Raw genomic sequence first — 18,210 nt, forward strand, 5'->3', positions numbered from 1 at the left:
TCTGTCCGTGGGTGTTCCGAGGTCAGCCGGCGTCCGGCCAGTACAGCCGCATCGGGTTGGCGACCAGCAGCTTGTGCTGCGCCTCCGCGCTCGGCGCGATGTGCGGGATGAAGTCGACCAGCAGCCCGTCGTCGGGCATGTGGGAGGTCAGGTTCGGGTGCGGCCAGTCCGTACCCCACAGCACCCGGTCGGGGAACTCCTCGACCACGCGCCGCGCGAAGGGCACGACGTCGCGGTACGCGTGCTGCTCCCCGTCCAGCGCCGCCGGGCCGCTCTCGGACAGCCGCTCCGGGCAGGTCACCTTGCACCAGATGTCGGGCCGGGCCCGCATGAAGTCCAGGAACGCCGTGAAGCCGGGCCCGTCCGGGTCCGCCGCGACGTCCGGGCGGCCCATGTGGTCCACGACCAGCGGCACGTCGAGGCCGAGGAAGAACTCGCGCAGGTCGGCGAGGTCGGCCGCCTCGAAGTAGACGACCACGTGCCAGCCGTACGGCCTGATCTTCGCGACCACGTCCAGCAGGTCCTGGCGCGGCGCCGCGTCGACCAGCCGCTTGACGAAGTTGAAGCGCACCCCGCGCACCCCGGCCTCGTGCAGCTCGCGCACCTCGGCGTCGGTGATCGTCGGCCGCACGGTCGCCACGCCGCGCGCCAGGCCGCCGGACGCGCGCAGCGCGTCGACCATGGCGCGGTTGTCGGCGCCGTGGCAGGTGGCCTGGACCACGACGTTGCGGGCGAAGCCCAGGTGGTCGCGGAGCGCGAACAGCTGCTGCTTGGACGCGTCGCACGGGGTGTACTTGCGCTCCGGCGCGTACGGGAACTCCGCGCCGGGGCCGAAGACATGGCAGTGCGCGTCGACGGCGCCCGCGGGCAGCTCGAACCGCGGGCGGCTGGGGCCGTCGTACCAGTCCAGCCAGCCGGGGGTCTTCTCGAAGGCCGTGCTGCCGGTTGCGGTGTCGGTCATCGTCAGTCCTCGTAGCGCAGGCCGAGCTCGGCCAGCGGGCCGCGCATGTCGTAGATGTCCAGGCCGAGTTCGCCCGCGCGGAAGCGCTCGCGCTTGGCGCCCTCGTTGGCCTCGCGCTTGGCGGCCGCCGCGGCGACCTCGGCGGCCCGCTCGCGCGGCACCACGACGACGCCGTCCACGTCGGCGACCACGACGTCGCCGGGCCGGACCAGGGCGTTCGCGCAGACCACCGGCACGTTGACCGAGCCGAGGGTGGCCTTGACGGTGCCCTTGGCGCTGATCGCGCGCGCGAAGACCGGGAAGTCCATCTCCTCCAGGTCGGCCACGTCGCGCACGCCGCCGTCGATGACCAGGCCCTTGGCGCCGCGGGCCCGGAAGGACGTGGCGAGCAGGTCGCCGAAGTAGCCGTCCTCGGTCTCGGTCGTGCAGGCCGCCACCACGACGTCGCCGTCCTGGATCTGCTCGGCGGCGACGTGCATCATCCAGTTGTCGCCGGGCTGGAGCAGCACGGTGACCGCGGTCCCGCACAGCCGCGCCTTCGGGTACACGCCGCGCATGTACGGGCGCATCAGGCCCACGCGGCCCATCGCCTCGTGGATGGTGGCGACGCCGAACTGCGAGAGTGCGGCGACCGCTTCGGGCTCGGCACGGGTGATCTTGGTGTGCACGACGCCGATCTCGGTGTGCTGCATGCGTTCGTCTCCTGGGTCGGCCGGGGTCGGCTCGGGTCGGCTCGGGTCAGCGGTGGGCGGTGCAGGATCGGGCGGGGGCGCCGGGGTCAGCGGCCGGCCGCGGCGAGGCGGGCGGCGAGCCGGGGGTACACGCGCAGGGCGTTGCCGGAGTACACGGCGGCCCGTTCCTCGGCGGTGAGGTTCGGGGTGGCCTCGACGTACCGCTTGGTGTCGTCGAAGTAGTGGCCGGTGTCCGGGTCGATGTCTCGGACCGCGCCGATCATTTCGCTCGCGAAGAGCACCGACCGGGCCGGGACTACCTTGGTGAGCAGGTCGATGCCGGGCTGGTGGTAGACGCAGGTGTCGAAGAAGACGTTGTCCAGCAGCGCCTCGGGGTCCGGTTTGCCCAGCGCCATCGCCAGGCCGCGGAACCGGCCCCAGTGGTACGGGACCGCGCCGCCGCCGTGCGGGATCACGAAGCGCAGGGTGGGGAAGTCCTTGAACAGGTCGCCCTGCACGAGCTGCATGAACGCGGTGGTGTCGGCGTTGAGGTAGTGCGCGCCGGTGGTGTGGAACGCCGGGTTGCACGAGGTGCTCACGTGGATCATGGCGGGGATGTCGTACTCCGCCATCGCCTCGTACACCGGGTACCAGCTGCGGTCGGTCAGCGGCGGCGCGGTCCACTTGCCGCCCGACGGGTCGGGGTTGAGGTTGACCGTCACCGCACCGAGCTCCTCGACCGCGCGGCGCAGTTCCGGTACGCAGGTCGCGGGGTCGACGCCCGGCGACTGCGGCAGCATCGCGCCCATCGCGAACCGGTCCGGGAAGAGCGTGCTCACCCGGTACACCAGGTCGTTGCAGATCCGCGCCCACACCGAGGAGACCGCGAAGTCGCCGATGTGGTGGGCCATGAAGCTGGCCCGCGGCGAGAAGATCGTCAGGTCGCTGCCGCGCTCGTCCATCAGCCGCAGCTGGTTGGTCCGCACCGCTTCGCGCAGGTCGTCGTCGCTGATGCGCAGGTCGTCGGGGTCCGGTGCGGCGGCCGGGTGGCCGGCGGCGGCGACCTGCCGGTCGCGCCATGCGGCCAGTTGCGCGGGTGCGGTGGTGAAGTGCCCGTGGCAGTCGATGATCATGCGTGGTCTCCTGGGATCGGCTGGTGGTCGGCGGACGCGGTGCCGGCCGGACCGCGGGGGTCCGGCGGCCTCCTTAGTCCCCGGTGCCGGTCGGCCAGCCGGTGTACTGCTCGGCGAGATAGGTGCGTCCGGCGCGCGTGCCGACCACGTTGTCCAGCTCGCCGAGCTGGCGCTGCAGGTCGAACGGCTCGGCGCCGGGCGCGGTGTGCAGCAACTGGGTGATCCAGTACGAGAAGTTCTGGGCCCGCCACACGCGCTGCAGGGCGCGCGGCTGGTAGTCGTCGAGGGCGCTGTCGCCCTCGCTGCCCAGCGTGCGGATCAGCACCTCGGCGAGCACCTTGACGTCGTGCAGCGCGAGATTGAGGCCGCGGGCGCCGGTCGGCGGCACGGTGTGCGCGGCGTCCCCGGCCAGCACCATCGAGCCCCAGCGCATCGGCTGCTGCACGAAGGACCGGAACGGCAGCACGGTCTTCTCGAAGATCGGGCCTTCCTCGAGCCGGAAGCCGTCCTCGCCGGCCACCCGGGCCTGGAGGGTCTCCCAGATGCGCTCGTCCGACCAGGCGTCGACCGACTCCTGCGGGTCGCACTGGAAGTACATCCGCTGCACGGTCGTGCTGCGCTGGCTGATCAGCGCGAAGCCGTGCGCGGAGTGCGCGTAGATCAGCTCGGGGGCGCTCATCGGCGCCTCGGCGAGGATGCCGAACCAGGCGAAGGGGTACTCCTTCGTGTACCGCACGCGCCGGTCCTCGGGGACCAGGCCGCGGCACATGCTGCGCGAGCCGTCCGCGCCGACCACGTACCGGGCCCGGATCTCGTGGCGGGTCCCGTCCGGGGCGGTGTAGCGGACCCGGGGGGCGGCGGTGGTGATGTCGAGGACCTCGGTGCCGGAGATCCCGAAGTGCACGGTGCCGCCGTCGCGCTTGCGGGCGTCGGCCAGGTCGATGAAGACGTCGGTCTGCGGGTAGAGCCAGGTGGACGCGCCGACCAGGCCCTGGAAGTCGATCCGGTGCGGGCGGCCGGCGAAGCGCAGCTCGACGCCCTGGTGCTCGTGCCCGTCCCGCAGCACGCGGTCCGACACCCCGGTCTCGACCAGGTCCCGGGCCACCCCGGCCTCGAGGATGCCGGCCCGCTGCGTGGTCTCGATCTCGTGGCGGGTGCGGGTGTCGAGGGCGATCGCCTCGATGCCCGCGCGGCCCAGGCGGTGCGCCAGCATCAGCCCGGCCGGGCCGGCCCCCACGATGACTACGGGGACCGACGTGACGGTGTCGACGTCGGCGGCGGCGGCATCGGCCATGGGAGCTCCTGGGGACAGCGGACGTGCAGGTAGCCGAACGCTGGCAGGCCGGGGCACCCCCGGTCAGCATGGTTTCCGTCAGGCGGAAGTCCGATCGGCTTCGGTCCCGCCCGTCGTCCCGGTCGTCTCCGTCGTCTCCGTCGTCCGCCCTCGGCCCCGGCCCGGCGCCTCAGTCGGCGGTACGGGCCCGGCGCCCCAGTTCCTCGGAGATCTCGAACGCCGCCCGCAGCACCGGCTCGCGCAGCCCGCGCGACCGGCGCGCGTCCCGCGCCGCGATGATGATGCCCAGCGCCGCGGTCACCGGTCCGGTCCGGCCCACCCGCACCGGCGCGGCCACCGCGACCGTGGTCTCGGACAGCTGCCGGTCGCTGACGAAGACCTGCTCGCGCCGGATGCCCTCGAGCTGGGCGCGCAGCGTGTCGGGGTCGGTCACGGTGTGCGGTGTCCAGGTCGGCAGCGGCGATTCGAGGACCGCCTCCTGGATGTCCCGGGTGGCGTGCGCCAGCAGCACCCGCCCCATCCCGGTCGAACCGATCGGGAACCGGGTGCCCACCGATGTGAGCAGCTCCACCGAGCGGTGCCCGGCGATCCGCTCGACGAACACCAGCTCGGTGCCCTCGCGTACCGCGAGCTGGATGTTCTCGTGCGTCGCCTCGTACAGGTCCTGCATGAACGGCAGCGCCACATCCCGCAGGATCTGGGTGCGCGGGCAGCCCGAGGCAATCTCCCACAGCCGCAACCCGATGTGCCACGACCCGTCCTCGCCGCGCTCGACGGCCCCCCAGGCGGCCAGTTCGGCGACCACCCGGTGCGCGGTGCTGAGCGGCAGGCCGGTGCGCTGGGCGATCTCCGACAGCGTGTGCGCCTGGTGCTCGCGGTCGAACACCGACAGGACTTTGAGGACTTTTCCCGCCGCCGTGGTCTGGGGTGTGCTCACCGGGCAAGTCTCCCAGACCCGCGCCGAGCCGCCCCGCCACACGCTCTACCATCGGCGCGATGCAAGGAGGCTGACACGACATGACCGGACAAGAAGCCCACACCGCCCCGCACGGGCCCCGCCCTGCCGCCGGCGGCGGAGCCGTGCCGATCCGCGGACTCTCCTCGATGGCGACCCGGCAGATCCTCGCCGAGTTGGCCGACGAGTTCGGGCGCTCGCACGACGGGATCGCACTGCACTTCGAGTCGGCGGGCGGCGTCGCCGTCGCCCGGCAGGTACGCGAGGGCGCGGAGGCCGATGTGCTGGTCCTCGCCGACGACGCGATGGCCGCACTCGCCGGGGAAGGGCTCCTCGCGACCGGCACGGTCCGCCCGCTGTGGACGTCGCCGGTCGTCGCCGCCGTCCCCTCCGGCGCCCCTGTCCCGCCGTTCGCCACCGAGTCCGACCTGCCGGCCGCCCTGCTCGGCGCCGCCCGGATCGCCTACTCCACCGGCCCCAGCGGCACCGCGCTCCTCGAGCTGATCGACCGCCTCGGCCTCGCCGACGCCTTGCGCGACCGCCTGGTGCAGGCCCCGCCCGGAGTCCCGGCCGGCAGCCTCCTCAGCGCCGGGGAAGCCGACCTGGCACTCCAGCAGCACAGCGAACTCATGGACCTGCCAGGCGTGTTCGTCATCGGGCCGCTCCCCGGCGACACGGCGATCGAGTCCACGTTCACAGGTGGCGTCCTGACCTCCTCCGCGCACCCGCAACTCGCCCGCGAGGTACTCGACTTCCTCGCTTCAGACGCGGCACTGAAGGTAGCCGGGACACGCGGAATGAGCGCCGCCAAGGCCGAGGACTGACGAAACCGAGCGCGTGATGCTGCGGCGAAGTCCCGCCCGGACAAGGCCGGTCGGGACTTCGCCGCGGCCCGGGACAGACGTCGCGCGACTTGATGAGCGCGGCCGCACCGGCCAGTGCCGCGGAGGCGTAGCAGGCCATCAGGACCATGCCGGGCCACGGCCCGAGGCCGCCGCCCATGCCGCCCTCCACTTCGCCGTACGGCGCCACCATCTTGGTCAGCAGTGCCGTCGGCGAGTAGACGACCACCCATTCGCCGAACTTGCCCGGGATGAACCCACCGAAGATCGTCGGCACGAGCACGAAGCCGAGGACCGCGGTGATGGCCCCGGCCGAGTGCCGCAGCATGGTGCCGACACCGAGGCTGAACAGGCCGAGCAAGGCCAGGTACGTCGAACAGCCCAGCACGCCCTTGACGATCTCGCGGGTCGTGGAGTCCGCGGCCACGTCGCGCGAGAACATCCCGTCGGCGACGAGGAAGGCGAGGTAGCACGCAAGCAGTCCGACCAGGAACATCAGCACACCGAAGACGACCGACTTGGCGGCCAGCACCGTGAGGCGGCGCGGGTAGGCGGTGATCGTGGAGCGGATCATGCCGGTGGTGTACTCGGCCGAGATGGTGAGCACACCCAGTGTCGCCGCCGCGATCTGCGCGATCACCGTGCCGCCCAGCGCAAGCACGACGGTCGGGTCCTTGCCCTCGTCGTCCGGGCTGTCGATGGTCGCGCCGAGCAGGGCGGCCATGCCGACGATCAGCACGACCATGACGATGAGCGACCACATAGTGGAGCGGACCGTGCGGATCTTCGTCCACTCGGACTGCAGCATGCGCGTGAAGTGCAGGCTGCCGGCCGGGGTCTGCCGGTACGGCCCGGGCGCGGCCAGGGCCGGCCCCTGCTCGGAACAGCCCGAACCCAGGCCGTTCCGCCGCCCGTTCGCCGATGGACCGGGCCCGTCGCCGTTCAGCACATCGGTGGGCGCCTGCCCTGAGGTGGGGATGGACACGATGCTCAAGCCTCGCTTCCGCGGGTAGAGGTGTGCGGGGCCTGCCCGGCCGTGCCCGACCGGTATTCCACGGAATCCTGGGTGAGCCGCATGTAGACCTCTTCCAGCGTGGCGAAACGCGGCGAGAGTTCATGCAGGGCGATGCCGTGCTCGGCGGCCAGGTCGCCGATCGCGGCCGGCTCGGGACCGGTCACGCGCAGCGCACCGCTGTCCCCGTCCGGCGCGACCGTGCCGCCCTTCGCCGTGACCAACCCCGCCAGCTGCTCCGCCTGCGGGGACCGGACCACTGTGTACGCCTGCGAGTTCCGCTCGATGAAGTCCCGCATCGTCGTGTCCGCGATCAGCCGGCCCTGCCCGATGACGATCAGATGGTCTGCGGTCACCTCCATCTCGCTCATCAGGTGGCTCGACACGAACACCGTCCGCCCCTCGGCCGCCAGCGCCTTCATCAAATTGCGGATCCAGAGGATCCCCTCCGGGTCCAGGCCGTTGACCGGCTCGTCGAACATCAAAATCCCCGGATCGCCCAGCAGCGCCGACGCGATGCCCAGGCGCTGCCCCATGCCCAGCGAGAAGCCCCCGGTCCGCTTCTTCGCCACCGCGGTGATGCCGACCATGTCGAGGACCTCGTCGACGCGGCGCCGCGGGATGCCGTTGCTCTGCGCCAGGCACAGCAGGTGGTTGAACGCACTACGCCCGCCGTGCATCGCCTTCGCGTCCAGCAGCGCCCCCACCTCGCGCAGCGGCGCCGACAAGTACTGGTATGGCCGCCCGTTGACCAGCACGCTGCCGGCCGTGGGCGAGTCCAGCCCCAGGACCATCCGCATCGTCGTCGACTTGCCCGCACCGTTCGGCCCCAGGAACCCGGTCACCGTGCCCGGCCGCACCTGGAAAGAGAGCTGATCCACCGCCAGCTTGCTGCCGTACCTCTTCGTCAAGCCTTGGGCTTCGATCATCGCGTCCTCGTCGGGCATCGGCAGACATTCGGAAGGACGATGACGCCGGACACACCCCCCGCGTCATCGTCGCCCCCAACTCTGGAGAACCCCGAAGATCAGCACCTCGTCCTGGCGATCTAAGGGACTACCCGGACTCACCCCGGACTTGACCCTGAGACGAAGGGTTCCGGGCGGCCGCGCATGGCCGGGGGCGCACGTCCGGCCGAGCGCACGTTCGAAGTATGCGCCTGCTGCTTGCCCCATTGCGCCCTGGTATGGCGCACGCGAGACCTCGAAGCTGAATGCCCTGCACCGCCATCACGCGTCCCGGAGGCCCCGCCATGCCCGTACCCACCAACTTCTTTGCCGCGCCGCGCACTTCGGAAGCTGCCCCAGAGCGCACCACCATCGGGAAGGACGTCCGCCCGTGACCGACGATCGTCCTGCCGCACCCGAATCTGCGTTACCGGCCGCGTCCACGGCCCTGAACGGCACGCCTGCCGATGAGGTCCCCGCGCCGCGCCGCACGGCGGATACCGCCCAAGTCCCCGTTCGGGACGCCGACGGACAGATCGATGCCGACGGACAGGTCACCGACAACCGGGGCGACGCCGCACAGGACGAAGGACTGACGTACGTCTCCGCGTCCGCCGAGACCGCCGCGAAGCTGCACCAGGTCACCACCCGCAGGATGGCCGCCCGGCTGCCGCGCCTGATCGGCACCGCGCTGAAGCTGGCGTGGGAGGCCGATCGCAGAGTGCTCGTCGCGCTGCTGGCCTGCCAGGTCGCCGCGGGCGTACTGGCCGCCGCCGGGCTGCTGGCCACCACCGCGACGATCACCGCGGTCATCTCCTCCGGGGACGTCGCCGGCCGGCTGCGCGACGCCGCCCCGTCCCTTGCCCTGCTTGCCGGCGCGGTCGGAGCACGCGCCGCGCTCGGCATCGCCGTGGTGTACCTCTCGCAGCGGCTCACCCCGCAGCTGAACCGCACAGCCGAGGTGATGCTGCTGGACGCCGTCGCGGCCGCCGAACTGGAGGCGTACGACCACCCCAAGTTCGTCGCCGACTACAACGTCGCGGACCGCGGCGCGCAGTCCATGCGCCAGTTCCTGAGCCAGTCCCAGGACGTCATCGCCTCGGTCGCGTCGTTCGCGGCCGCCGCGTCCGTGATCACCTACCTGCACCCGATCCTGCTGCCGCTGCTCTTCCTCGGCGCCGTCCCGCGCGGTGTCGCCGCGGTGCGCGCCGCCCGCATCGAGTACCAGACCAGCACCGAGACCCAGCAAGAGCGCGTCCTGCTCGGCAACCTGCGCTGGAACATCGCCGACGACTGGGGCGCCGGGCAACTGCGCGCCTTCACGCTCGCCCCGCACCTCCTGCGCGTCTACCAACGGCACGCCGACAAGGTCCAGGCCCTGCAAGAGCACGCCGCGCTGCGCACCGCGCGGGTCTCCGCCGCCGGCGCGCTGTGCGGCGGGCTCGCCGCCGGGCTGATCTGGGCGGCGGTGTGCTGGCTGCTGGCCACCGACCGGATGAGCGTGGCCGCAGCCGGCACCGCCGTCCTCGCGCTGACCACCGTCAGCCAGTCCCTCGGCGGCATCGTCGCCGCCGGCACCTCCATGTACGGCTCCGGCCTGTACATGGACCAGTGGGCGAACTTCCTGGAGCGGGCCGGCGGGCACCGCATGTCCCTGCACCGCGGCTCCGAACGCGTCGACGATCCAAGGCACTTCCGGGCCGAGAACGTCTCTTTCACCTACGTCGGCCGCGACACCCCCGCCCTGGACGGCGTCACCCTCGAGGTCGCCGTCGGCGAAATCGTCGCGCTGGTGGGCGAAAACGGCTCGGGCAAGTCCACGCTGGCGAACCTGATCACCGGCCTGTACCTGCCCACCCAAGGCACCGTCACCTGGGACGGCCACGACACCCGCACCCTTGACCCGCACCAGGCCTGGCCGCAGATCTGCTACCTGCCCCAGGACGTCGTCCGCTGGCCGCTGGTGGCCCGCGACAACATCACCGCCGGCCAACTGCGCCCCGACCACGACACGGCACTGGCACACGCCCTGGCCGCGTCCGGCGCCGACGAGGTCGTCGCCGACCTGAAGAACGGGCTCGGAACCTCCCTGGCCCACGAGTTCATGGGCGGCACCGACCTCTCCGGCGGCCAATGGCAGCGCATCAACCTCGCCCGCGCCTACTACCGCAACGGGCGGCTGACCGTCCTGGACGAGCCCACCTCCGCCCTCGACCCCCGCGCCGAACACCGCATCTTCAAGGGGCTGCGGGAGCATGCCCGCAACCAGGCGGTCATCCTGGTCACCCACCGCCTGGCCAACGTCGCCGTCGCGGACCGCATCCTGGTCCTGGACCGCGGCAAGGTGATCCAGCACGGCACCTTCGACGAACTCAAAGGCGCCCCTGGGCTCTTCCGGGAGCTATGGCTGCTGCAGCAGGACCGCGGCGACACCAACACACCCGACATCGAGAACACCGAGAACACCGAGGACACCGGGGACACCGGGGACACCGGGGACACCGGGGACACCGACGAGCGGACGTCCGCATCCGAGGCGAGTGCCCGATGATGCCGCACGAGGACTGGCTCGCCACCCTCCCCCGCCACTACGTCGCCGCAGCCGTCCTGGTCATCGACCCCGCAGGCCGCGTCCTGCTCCTGGACGCCAAGCACCGCGTACGCCACCTCCTCCCCGGCGGATGCGTCGACCACGGCGAGGACCCGCGCACCGCCGCCGCCCGGGAACTGCGCGAGGAGACCGGCCTCGACCTGGACGTCGGGCCCCCGCTCGACGTCGACTGGCGCCCGTCCGACCCGGACACCGACGGCACCATGGCCGCACCCGTCCTGCAGTTCATCTTCGACGGCGGCACCATCCCGGCCGACACCGAGATCAGCCTGGACGCGGAATCCCACAACTGGCGCTGGGCCACCCTCGACCAAGCCACGGACCTACTGGAATCCGCCGGCCACGACCGCCTACGCCGCGCCTACCAAGCCCGCGCACAACGCACCTGCGGCTACGGCATCTCCGCCCAAGGAGCCCAGGATTGACGACGCAACTTGCGCCGACTCATGTCGACTTTGATCATGTCGTCTGGTTGTGTGGCGGCATGCTCTCCATATCCACGGCGTACCGGCGTGCCCTGATGCCACCGCGTGCGGTCCTGGCCAAGGTCTACGCGGCCGGCCTCGCCGTCAACTTGCCCATCCTCGCTGTACTGCTGACGCCGCTGACCAGGAGCCGCGTCGGATCCGAGGTGACGATGGGGATCGGGGTGGCCGTCCTGCTCGTCCTCGTCGTCACCGCCGTGGTGTTCGCGCCGGAGGTCAGTGCCCGCGTGGCCCCGGCCGCCGGCCAGTGGCAGTTCGGCAGCGCGCGTTCGCGCACCCGCGCCCTGATGCGGCAGGACCGGCGCGCCTACTGGCTGCGCCTTGCCGAGTTCATCGCGCTGTACGTCGCCGCCCAGGGGGTAGGCGGCGCGATCGCCTGGATGTGGCCGCACATATGGCGCAACCCCGAGTTCGAACACAACCCGGCGGCCGAGCCATGGGAGTTCGACTACCCGAACTTCGCGATCCAAGCGATCGGCATCTACGCAGTGGTCTGCCTTGCGCTCACCTGGTACGCCTGCCGCCTGCGCCAGCTCGCCCTGGCCCAGCGCACTGCCGCCGACGAACAAGTCTTGAACCCGGCCTGAAGGTCATCGATCGGATGAGGATGACCCAAAGGCCTCGGCCTCGTCGACCGCTACACCGCCGATCGGCCGGCAAATCTCACATCGCCGAGGACCGTTGGGCCACGGGCGCCCGTCAGCCACGCGAGAACGCGCGAGACTGACGAAGGCCCGGGCGGCGGATCAGTGGCACCGCGGCAGTTGCGCGTTCGCACCGCACCTGTCGAACGCTTCGACGGCTGATGCTCCAGGCATCCGAACCCGGCGCGCTCGGACAGCCCTGACCGCGCTGCGAAGTCATCCATGTCCAGGGCACGGCGATGCCCGCCGACCAAGATTGCAGTCAGCCGAGATCGGCTCTGGCCCGCGAGGCACGTGTCAGGGAGTCTCCGCCCCGAGGACCTTCCTGATCATCTGCGCCGTGCCCGCGCGACGGTGTCTGTCTTGCCGCGCACCGGCACGCGCGTCACTCGGACGCGGCACTGCCGACCGGGCCCAAAGCTCCTCTCGCCAGTCCAAGGCCCTGCTCCGCGACAGTGACAGCCATGCGCGCGACCGCCTCGGGGCGGTAGCTGGTGTCGGTGTTCGCGTGGGCGCCGAGGCCGTCGAGGACGACGATGATCTGAAGGGTCGTCACGTACGGGTCGTCCGTGCGGAACTCCCCGCGCGCCACGCCCTCGCGGACGAGCGACTCCAGCCGCGTGCGCCAGGCGGTCTCCCGCTCGAGCACGCGTTCATTCAGGACGGGCCGGGAGCCGCGCAGGTGCCAGGCGTTGATCCACAGCCGGCTCAGCCGGTCGAACTCCGGCCCGGCCGCGAGCGCGAAGAACCGCGCCAAGTGCTCCGTGCACGTCCCGCCGGTCCGCTCCTCCGGCAGCAGGACATCGAGCTCGGCGCCCGTGGCCGCGCCAAAGGCTTCCGCGACCAAGTCCTCCGCCGTGCCGAAGTAGTGGCTGATCAGCCCCGGCCGCACATCGAGCTCGTCGGCGATCCGCTGCAGCGTGACGCACTCCAGCCCCTCGCCCAGGGCCACGGCTGCCGCGGCATCGACGATCTCCGCGCGCCGGGCAGCCGGGGCCTTCCGAATCCGCTTGCGCTGAACGCTTGACGCCATGCCCCGGATGATATTGAGTGTGCCACCAATAAGCAATATTGAGGGTTCCGCCAATAAGCTTTCGGCGGCACCGCAGCATCCGGAGGGCACATGGCGTCCACGATCCCCGACCCGCGCCCAGGCGCAGACGGCTCTTCGGCAGTGCCGCCCGAGGACCGGGCCGGGCAGGTCGAGGCCCACGGCATCGACTACATCCCCGAGGCGGAACGCCACGGCCACCCACGGCAGTTGTTCGCCGTCTGGGCGGCGGCGAACGTCAACTACCTCAACCTGGTGGTCGGCGGCGCCCTGGTCCTCATGGGTCTGAACCTGTGGCAGGCCCTCGCCGTGCTGGTGCTCGGCAACTGCTTCTGGCTGCTCACCGGGCTGCTCGCCACCTCGGGCCCGGCAGCGGGCGCACCGAGCGAGGTCATCACCCGGGCGATGTACGGCATCCGCGGCAACCGGGTGAACAACGCCGTCACCGGCTGGCTCATCTCCGTCTGCTACTTCGCCCTCAACCTCGCCGCCGGCGCGACCGCCGCCTTCGCCCTCGTCGACAAGACCGGCATCACGACGAACACCGCCGTCAAGACCGCCGTCATCATCGCCATCGCCGCGGTCACCCTCGTCATCAGCGTGTACGGGCACGCCATGATCATGCGGCTCTACCTGCCGATCACGCTCGCGCTCACCGCCGCGTTCGCCGTCGTCGCCGTCGTCGTGCTGGACCACGCCGACTTCTCCTACGCACCCGCCGAACCGCTGACCGGCACCGGCCTGTGGGCCGCCGCCATCGCCGGCGTCACGCTCATCGCCGCGGGCCCGCTGTCCTACACCACCAGCGCGGACTTCTCCCGCTACCTGCCCGCCGGCACCTCCCCCAGGGCCGTCGCCGGGTGGACCGCGTTCGGCAGCGCCCTGCCGAGCCTGGCCGTCGGAGCACTCGGCGTCCTCGCCGCGACCGCCGTCGACATGGCCGATCCCCAGACCGCCCTCGAAGGCATCCTGCCCGGCTGGTTCACGAACCTCTTCCTGCTCGCCCTGATCCTCGGCACCGTGTCCGCCAACGCGCTGACCGCCTACAGCGCAGGCCTCGCCCTCCAAGCCGTCGGCGTACGCATCCGCCGCACCGTGAGCGTGATCGTCGACGGCATCGCCGCCGTCGCCCTCACCCTGTACGGGCTCCTCGCGTCCGACTTCCTCGACACCGTCAACGACGTCCTGCAACTGACCGTGCTCCTCCTCGGCCCCAGCGTGGCGATCTACGCCACCGACCTCGTACTGCGCCGCAACCGCTACGACGGCATCGCCCTCACCGACGAGACCCCCGGCAGCCCCTTCTGGTACACCGCCGGCGTCAACCAGGCCGGCGCCATCGCCCTCACCGCAGGCGTCACCGCGGCCGCCCTGTGCGCCAACACGCTCTACACCGGCCCCGTGGCCACCGCCCTCGACGGCATCGACCTCTCCCTCCCCGTCGGCATGGCAGTCGCATCGGCCCTCTACGCAACCCTCATGCGACCGACCCGCAGCACGATGGGCGCCCTCCGGTAGTTGAATCCGCAGACTCGTCTGCCGACGACCCGAATGCGCTGCGCGTGCCACCAACTCTCGGTGGCAACGCCAGTTGCGGCCACTGATCCAGTCCGGTCTGCACAGGCCCGGCGAGGGCGCCGAACCGCGTCTGCGGGTGGCGGTCCGGCGCACGAGGCCCCGCCAACCTGCCCGGTACGCCGGGTAGGCGCCATGGCGTAGTCGTTGACCGCGTTCCACGCCTTGGCGTGGTCGGCGTGCTGCGCCATCGCCGTGGCGGCGAACGACGCCACGGCCGGCTGCACGGTCCCCCGCTTTCCTGCGCCGGCCGCCTGGTAGGCGGCGACCGCCTGATTCTCCAGGGCGGTGGCCAGCGCCACGACCTGCAGATCCCCCGTGGACGTGCCGCCGGCCGCCGCGTTCATCGCAGAGATCATCGCCGTGCCTCACGGATCGGGCGACAAGAGACACCCGGAAACAGCGGCCGGAGGCGCCGTCGTCGCCCCGGCAATCCAAAGGGGAACATCAGCAGGATCGGCGGGGTGGGGCCGGTCCCGTAGGCCCGGCGCCACGCGGGGGCTTCGGGGGTTGTGTGGCGGAGGTCGTGGCGGCGGGGGTCAGGGGGTGTTTTCGGCGCGGAGCATCCAGTGGTGCTTTTCCAGGGCTGCGGTGGTCTCGATCAGGAGGTCCTGGGAGACGGCGTCGAGGCCATCGGTGTCGGCGATGCGGCGGCGCATGCGCACGGACAGGTCTGCGACTGCGGTGGTGAAGGTGGCGACGACGACGGTGTCGGACAGAGGGCCGGCCGGTACGTCTGCCGAGGAGCCGGCCTTCGCGGTGGCGGCCGGGCGGCCGTCCGGGGCGACTCCGATGGTGGCGGCGCGTTCGGCGACGGTGTCCGCGAAAGTCCGTGCTGTTTCGACGATTTCGTCGAGTTGGAGGTGTACGGATCGGAAGCGCGGGCCGTAGAGGTTCCAGTGGGCCTGCTTGGCGGTCGCGGCGAGGTGGAGCAGGTCGACCAGGGTCTCCTGGAGTGCGGCGCCGACGACGTCGCGGTCGGCGGTCGGGAGGAGGGCGGACGTACCGGGCATGGGCTTCTCCTGGGGGCAGGGCCGGGTCGGCCGGGAGGCGGGGATGGCGTACGCGTAGGTGGGGGCGTCGAGTTCGACCGTCGCGTGCATCTCGTCGGGGTGGAACGTGCCGCCCCGACGGATCGACGACGAGCAATGAAGTGGCGCCGGCGTCGTAGGCGGCGGTCGTGGCCGTGCCTCCCGGCTCGGCAGGGGTGTCAGGCTTCGTGGTCGTGCGGCGCGCCGAGGGGCAGCCAGCGGATCCGGTCGCGGGTCTCGGACGGGGCTGCCGCGAGGGCGCGTTCGATGCCGGGGCGGCCTTCGGCGAAGTGCCGCCAGCCCTCGTAGTGCACGGGGAACGCGGTGTGCGGACGCATCTCGGCGCACAGCCGCAGGGCTTGGCGGGCCGTCATGGTGTAGCGGACCGGTCCGGTGAGGGGGAATCGGACGCCGCCCAGGTGCAGCAGTGCGGTGCCCACGGTGAACCGCCGGGCGACCTCGCGTACGCCGCCGAACAGGACGGTGTCGCCCGAGATCCACAGCGCTCCGTGGCGCTGGCCCTCCCAGGTGAGCGCGAATCCGGTGACCTGCCCCACGAACGGCCCGGAGAGCGGCGGGCCGTGGCGGGCGGGGGTCGCGGTGATCTCGATGTCCGGGCGGCCGGGTGCGCTCAGCCGGGTGGTCTGCCAGGGCCGCAGCGCCCGGGCGTGCGCGCCGAGGCGGCGGGCTCCGGACGGTGTGGTCGCCAGCGTTCCCGCGGCGGCGGCGACGGTCCGGCCGGCGTCGTCGAGGTTGTCCCCGTGGTGGTCGTGGGTGAGCAGCACGGCGTCGACGTGCGGCAGGTCGCCGGGGCGGAGGGCAGGGCCGGCCACCTTGCGGGACGAGGTGCCCCACCCGAACGCGTAGCGGCGGCCGGGCGGATCGAAGGTCGGGTCGGTCAGCAGGGTCCAGCCCTCGGCTTCGATCAGCACGGTCGGGCCGCCGATGTGCGTGATGCGGACGTCGCTCACAGCAGTCTCCTCGGATGGTCCGGGCCCGGGGCGCGCACCTTGTGCAAGCGCCCCGGGCCCGGTGTGCGCGAAGTCCCTATCGTCAGGCGTGCGCCAGCGCCCAGTCCAAGGCCTGGTCGGCGACGGCTTCCCAGCCGTCCTCCGCGGGCATCAGGTGCGCGCGGCCGGGGATCACGACGTGTTCGGTGACCGTGCCGGGCGCCTTGTAGTGCTTGGCGTTGGACGCCTGGACCTTGGGCGGCATCAGGTGGTCGTTCTCGCCGGAGAGGAAGAGCAAGGGCTTGCGGTCCGCGTTGTGGTAGTCCACGTACGTGTCCCCGTGCCCGGGACGGACGTTGGCCAGGGCGCTGCCGAAGAACACGTGCCCCGAGGCGGGCACGTGGTAGCGCTCGTAGGTGGCCTTGGCCTGGTCCTCGGGGAAGGTGTTGGTGAAGGCGTAGCGCCACTGGTCGTACGTCAGGCCCACGGCCTTGTGCCGGTTGGCGGGGTTGCGCAGGATCGGGAACGTCGCGCGGATCTGGGACAGCGGGGTGACGACGACGCCTTCGGTGGGAGCGGAGTTGATGGCGACGCCGCAGGCACCGTGGCCGCGGTCGAGCAGGAGCTGCGTGAACACCCCGCCGGCCGAGTGCCCCATGAGGATCGGCGGCTTGTCCAGGTCGTGGATGAGCCCCTGCAGCGAGTCGAGGATCTCCGCGACTTCGAGGTGTTCGACTGCGGTGGGGTCGGCGTTGAGCGCCTCGACCTCGACGTCGAAGCCGGGGTAGGCGGGGGCCAGGACCCGGAAGCCCTTGGCCTTGTAGCGCGTGATCCAGTGCTCCCAGCTGCGGGGGGTGACCCAGAAGCCGTGGATGAGGACGATCGTGTCCGGCTGGCTGCTCATGTGGACTCCTCGCGAGTGGCGGTGGCGGTGGCGGTGGCGGAGCTGCGATCTGGTGGACAGTGCCGGGGGTACCAGGTGACGCCGGGGCCGGTGCGGTGCCGGTGTTCAGGAGGCGAGGAACGCCAGCAGGTCGGCGTCGAACTCGTCCTTGAAGTCGCCGTACAGGCCGTGCGGCCGGCCGGGGTAGACCTTGAGCGTCGCGTTCTTGACGAGTTCGGCCGACTTCAGGGCCGAGGCGCCGATCGGCACGATCTGGTCGTCGTCGCCGTGCGCGATGAGGGTGGGGACGTCGATGCGCTTCAGGTCCTCGGTCAGGTCCGTCTCCGAGAAGGCCTTGATGCAGTCGAGTGCGCCCTTGATCCCGACCTGCATGGACTGCGCCCAGAATGCGCGCGAGATCCCCTCGGACACCGCGGCGCCGTCCCGGTTGAAGCCGTAGAAGGGGAAGCTGAGGTCGTAGTAGAACTGCGAGCGGTCGGCCGCCACCCCGGCGCGGATGGCGTCGAACGCCTCGATCGGGAGGCCCTCGGGGTTGGCGTCGGTCTTGAGCATGAGCGGCGGGACCGCCCCGAGCAGGACCGCCTTGGCGACCCGGCCGGTGCCGTGCCGGCCCATGTACCGGGTCACCTCGCCGCCGCCGGTGGAGTGGCCGACGAGCACGATGTCGCGCAGGTCCAGCTCTTCGATCAGCCGGGCGAGGTCGTCGGCGTAGGTGTCCATGTCGTTGCCGGCCCAGGGCTGCGCGGAACGCCCGTGGCCGCGGCGGTCGTGCGCGATGGCGCGGTAGCCGTGCGACGCCACCAGGTGAAGCTGCTCGTCCCAGGCGTCGGCGTTCAGCGGCCAGCCGTGGCTGAACACGACGGGCTGCCCGTGGCCCCAGTCCTTGTAGAAGATCTCGGTGCCGTCGTTCGTCGTGATGAAGGGCATGGCTGTTTCCTCTCGCGAGTGGCCTGGAGTGATCCGGCGAGCGGGGTGCCGCGGACCGCGGTCGTCCTCGGCCGCGTGCCGGCCGTCGGGCACGGAACGCAACGAGCAGTGACGGGTTCGGTGCGCGGCCTTCGCTGCGCCTCATCGCCTCCCGACTGACGTTAAGTCAGCCGCGTACGGCCTGCCATCGGACAGATGACTGCACCCGGGTCGCGGA

16 protein-coding genes and 1 pseudogene are annotated in these 18,210 nt (G+C 71.6%); 5 read left to right on the top strand and 12 right to left on the bottom strand.

The features are described from left to right. Window positions 1–22: 22 nt before the first annotated feature. From LZ495_RS27950 to LZ495_RS27970, 5 genes are all read right to left on the bottom strand, one after another. Entirely contained in the window at window positions 23–961 is a 939-nt protein-coding gene (locus LZ495_RS27950) for an amidohydrolase family protein (protein ID WP_235055691.1), read from the bottom strand. Window positions 962–963: 2 nt separating this feature from the next. Then, a complete protein-coding gene (ligK, locus tag LZ495_RS27955; protein WP_235055692.1) occupies window positions 964–1,653 on the bottom strand; it encodes a 4-carboxy-4-hydroxy-2-oxoadipate aldolase/oxaloacetate decarboxylase in 690 nt (229 codons plus the stop codon). An 86-nt stretch (window positions 1,654–1,739) separates the two neighbouring features. Continuing rightward, entirely contained in the window at window positions 1,740–2,765 is a 1,026-nt protein-coding gene (locus tag LZ495_RS27960) for an amidohydrolase family protein (RefSeq protein WP_235055693.1), read from the bottom strand. Window positions 2,766–2,838: 73 nt separating this feature from the next. Then, window positions 2,839–4,059, bottom strand: coding sequence for a 4-hydroxybenzoate 3-monooxygenase (locus LZ495_RS27965; protein ID WP_235055694.1), 1,221 nt, complete (start codon window positions 4,057–4,059; stop codon window positions 2,839–2,841). A 169-nt stretch (window positions 4,060–4,228) separates the two neighbouring features. Further along, window positions 4,229–4,996: an IclR family transcriptional regulator gene (locus LZ495_RS27970; RefSeq protein WP_235055695.1), complete on the bottom strand. Its 768-nt coding sequence runs from the start codon at window positions 4,994–4,996 to the stop codon at window positions 4,229–4,231. A gap of 167 nt (window positions 4,997–5,163) precedes the next feature. Between LZ495_RS27970 and LZ495_RS27975 the strand changes: the two are divergent. Beyond that, window positions 5,164–5,751 (top strand): annotated as a pseudogene (locus LZ495_RS27975) (molybdate ABC transporter substrate-binding protein); the annotation flags it as partial. Here LZ495_RS27975 and LZ495_RS45375 read toward each other — a convergent pair. Then, a complete protein-coding gene (locus tag LZ495_RS45375; RefSeq protein ID WP_372498656.1) occupies window positions 5,708–6,841 on the bottom strand; it encodes an ABC-2 transporter permease in 1,134 nt (377 codons plus the stop codon). The pseudogene LZ495_RS27975 and the gene LZ495_RS45375 sit on opposite strands and share 44 nt — an antisense overlap. A 5-nt stretch (window positions 6,842–6,846) precedes the next feature. After that, window positions 6,847–7,797 (bottom strand): ABC transporter ATP-binding protein, encoded by a 951-nt coding sequence (locus LZ495_RS27980; RefSeq protein ID WP_235055742.1) that lies wholly within the window; start codon window positions 7,795–7,797, stop codon window positions 6,847–6,849. A gap of 409 nt (window positions 7,798–8,206) precedes the next feature. Here LZ495_RS27980 and LZ495_RS27985 point away from each other — a divergent pair, with 409 nt between their 5' ends. The 3 genes from LZ495_RS27985 to LZ495_RS27995 are packed head-to-tail and all read left to right on the top strand — an operon-like array spanning window position 8,207 to window position 11,498. Then, on the top strand, window positions 8,207–10,366 hold the full coding sequence (locus LZ495_RS27985; protein ID WP_235055697.1) for an ABC transporter ATP-binding protein: 2,160 nt from the start codon (window positions 8,207–8,209) through the stop codon (window positions 10,364–10,366). Then, window positions 10,363–10,851, top strand: coding sequence for an NUDIX domain-containing protein (locus tag LZ495_RS27990; RefSeq protein ID WP_235055698.1), 489 nt, complete (start codon window positions 10,363–10,365; stop codon window positions 10,849–10,851). Before LZ495_RS27985 ends, LZ495_RS27990 begins: the two co-directional genes overlap by 4 nt. A 59-nt stretch (window positions 10,852–10,910) precedes the next feature. Next, entirely contained in the window at window positions 10,911–11,498 is a 588-nt protein-coding gene (locus LZ495_RS27995) for a hypothetical protein (RefSeq protein ID WP_235055699.1), read from the top strand. A gap of 442 nt (window positions 11,499–11,940) precedes the next feature. Here the strand turns inward: LZ495_RS27995 and LZ495_RS28000 are convergent, their stop codons facing one another. Next, window positions 11,941–12,588, bottom strand: coding sequence for a TetR/AcrR family transcriptional regulator (locus LZ495_RS28000; protein ID WP_235055700.1), 648 nt, complete (start codon window positions 12,586–12,588; stop codon window positions 11,941–11,943). A gap of 90 nt (window positions 12,589–12,678) precedes the next feature. On the opposite strand from LZ495_RS28000, the gene LZ495_RS28005 reads away from it, so the two are divergent. Beyond that, window positions 12,679–14,124, top strand: coding sequence for a purine-cytosine permease family protein (locus LZ495_RS28005; RefSeq protein ID WP_235055701.1), 1,446 nt, complete (start codon window positions 12,679–12,681; stop codon window positions 14,122–14,124). Between the two features lie 596 nt (window positions 14,125–14,720). Here the strand turns inward: LZ495_RS28005 and LZ495_RS28015 are convergent. From LZ495_RS28015 to LZ495_RS28030, 4 genes are all read right to left on the bottom strand, one after another. Continuing rightward, window positions 14,721–15,194, bottom strand: a complete 474-nt coding sequence (locus tag LZ495_RS28015) for a Dps family protein (protein ID WP_235055743.1) — start codon at window positions 15,192–15,194, stop codon at window positions 14,721–14,723. 197 nt (window positions 15,195–15,391) lie between these two features. Next, entirely contained in the window at window positions 15,392–16,183 is a 792-nt protein-coding gene (locus LZ495_RS28020; protein ID WP_235055703.1) for an MBL fold metallo-hydrolase, read from the bottom strand. A gap of 82 nt (window positions 16,184–16,265) precedes the next feature. Next, complete coding sequence (locus LZ495_RS28025) at window positions 16,266–17,066, bottom strand: alpha/beta hydrolase (RefSeq protein WP_235055704.1); 801 nt, start codon at window positions 17,064–17,066, stop codon at window positions 16,266–16,268. A 105-nt stretch (window positions 17,067–17,171) separates the two neighbouring features. Beyond that, the gene (locus LZ495_RS28030) at window positions 17,172–17,993 is read right to left on the bottom strand and encodes an alpha/beta fold hydrolase (RefSeq protein ID WP_235055705.1); all 822 of its coding nucleotides are present in this window, start codon (window positions 17,991–17,993) and stop codon (window positions 17,172–17,174) included. Between the last annotated feature and the right edge of the window lie 217 nt (window positions 17,994–18,210).

It is taken from the genome of Yinghuangia soli (assembly GCF_021502675.1).
In the GTDB taxonomy this organism is placed as follows: domain Bacteria; phylum Actinomycetota; class Actinomycetes; order Streptomycetales; family Streptomycetaceae; genus Yinghuangia; species Yinghuangia soli.

Excerpts from the sequence above, each read along its gene's own strand:
- LZ495_RS27950 (WP_235055691.1), bottom strand. The coding sequence starts at position 961 with ATGACCGACACCGCAACCGGCAGCACGGCCTTCGAGAAGACCCCCGGC.
- LZ495_RS28025 (WP_235055704.1), bottom strand. The coding sequence starts at position 17,066 with ATGAGCAGCCAGCCGGACACGATCGTCCTCATCCACGGCTTCTGGGTC.
- LZ495_RS28030 (WP_235055705.1), bottom strand. The coding sequence starts at position 17,993 with ATGCCCTTCATCACGACGAACGACGGCACCGAGATCTTCTACAAGGAC.
- LZ495_RS27960 (WP_235055693.1), bottom strand. The coding sequence starts at position 2,765 with ATGATCATCGACTGCCACGGGCACTTCACCACCGCACCCGCGCAACTG.
- LZ495_RS27965 (WP_235055694.1), bottom strand. The coding sequence starts at position 4,059 with ATGGCCGATGCCGCCGCCGCCGACGTCGACACCGTCACGTCGGTCCCC.
- LZ495_RS27990 (WP_235055698.1), top strand. The coding sequence starts at position 10,363 with ATGATGCCGCACGAGGACTGGCTCGCCACCCTCCCCCGCCACTACGTC.
- LZ495_RS28000 (WP_235055700.1), bottom strand. The coding sequence starts at position 12,588 with ATGGCGTCAAGCGTTCAGCGCAAGCGGATTCGGAAGGCCCCGGCTGCC.
- LZ495_RS28005 (WP_235055701.1), top strand. The coding sequence starts at position 12,679 with ATGGCGTCCACGATCCCCGACCCGCGCCCAGGCGCAGACGGCTCTTCG.
- LZ495_RS27980 (WP_235055742.1), bottom strand. The coding sequence starts at position 7,797 with ATGATCGAAGCCCAAGGCTTGACGAAGAGGTACGGCAGCAAGCTGGCG.
- LZ495_RS27995 (WP_235055699.1), top strand. The coding sequence starts at position 10,911 with ATGCTCTCCATATCCACGGCGTACCGGCGTGCCCTGATGCCACCGCGT.
- LZ495_RS28015 (WP_235055743.1), bottom strand. The coding sequence starts at position 15,194 with ATGCCCGGTACGTCCGCCCTCCTCCCGACCGCCGACCGCGACGTCGTC.
- ligK (WP_235055692.1), bottom strand. The coding sequence starts at position 1,653 with ATGCAGCACACCGAGATCGGCGTCGTGCACACCAAGATCACCCGTGCC.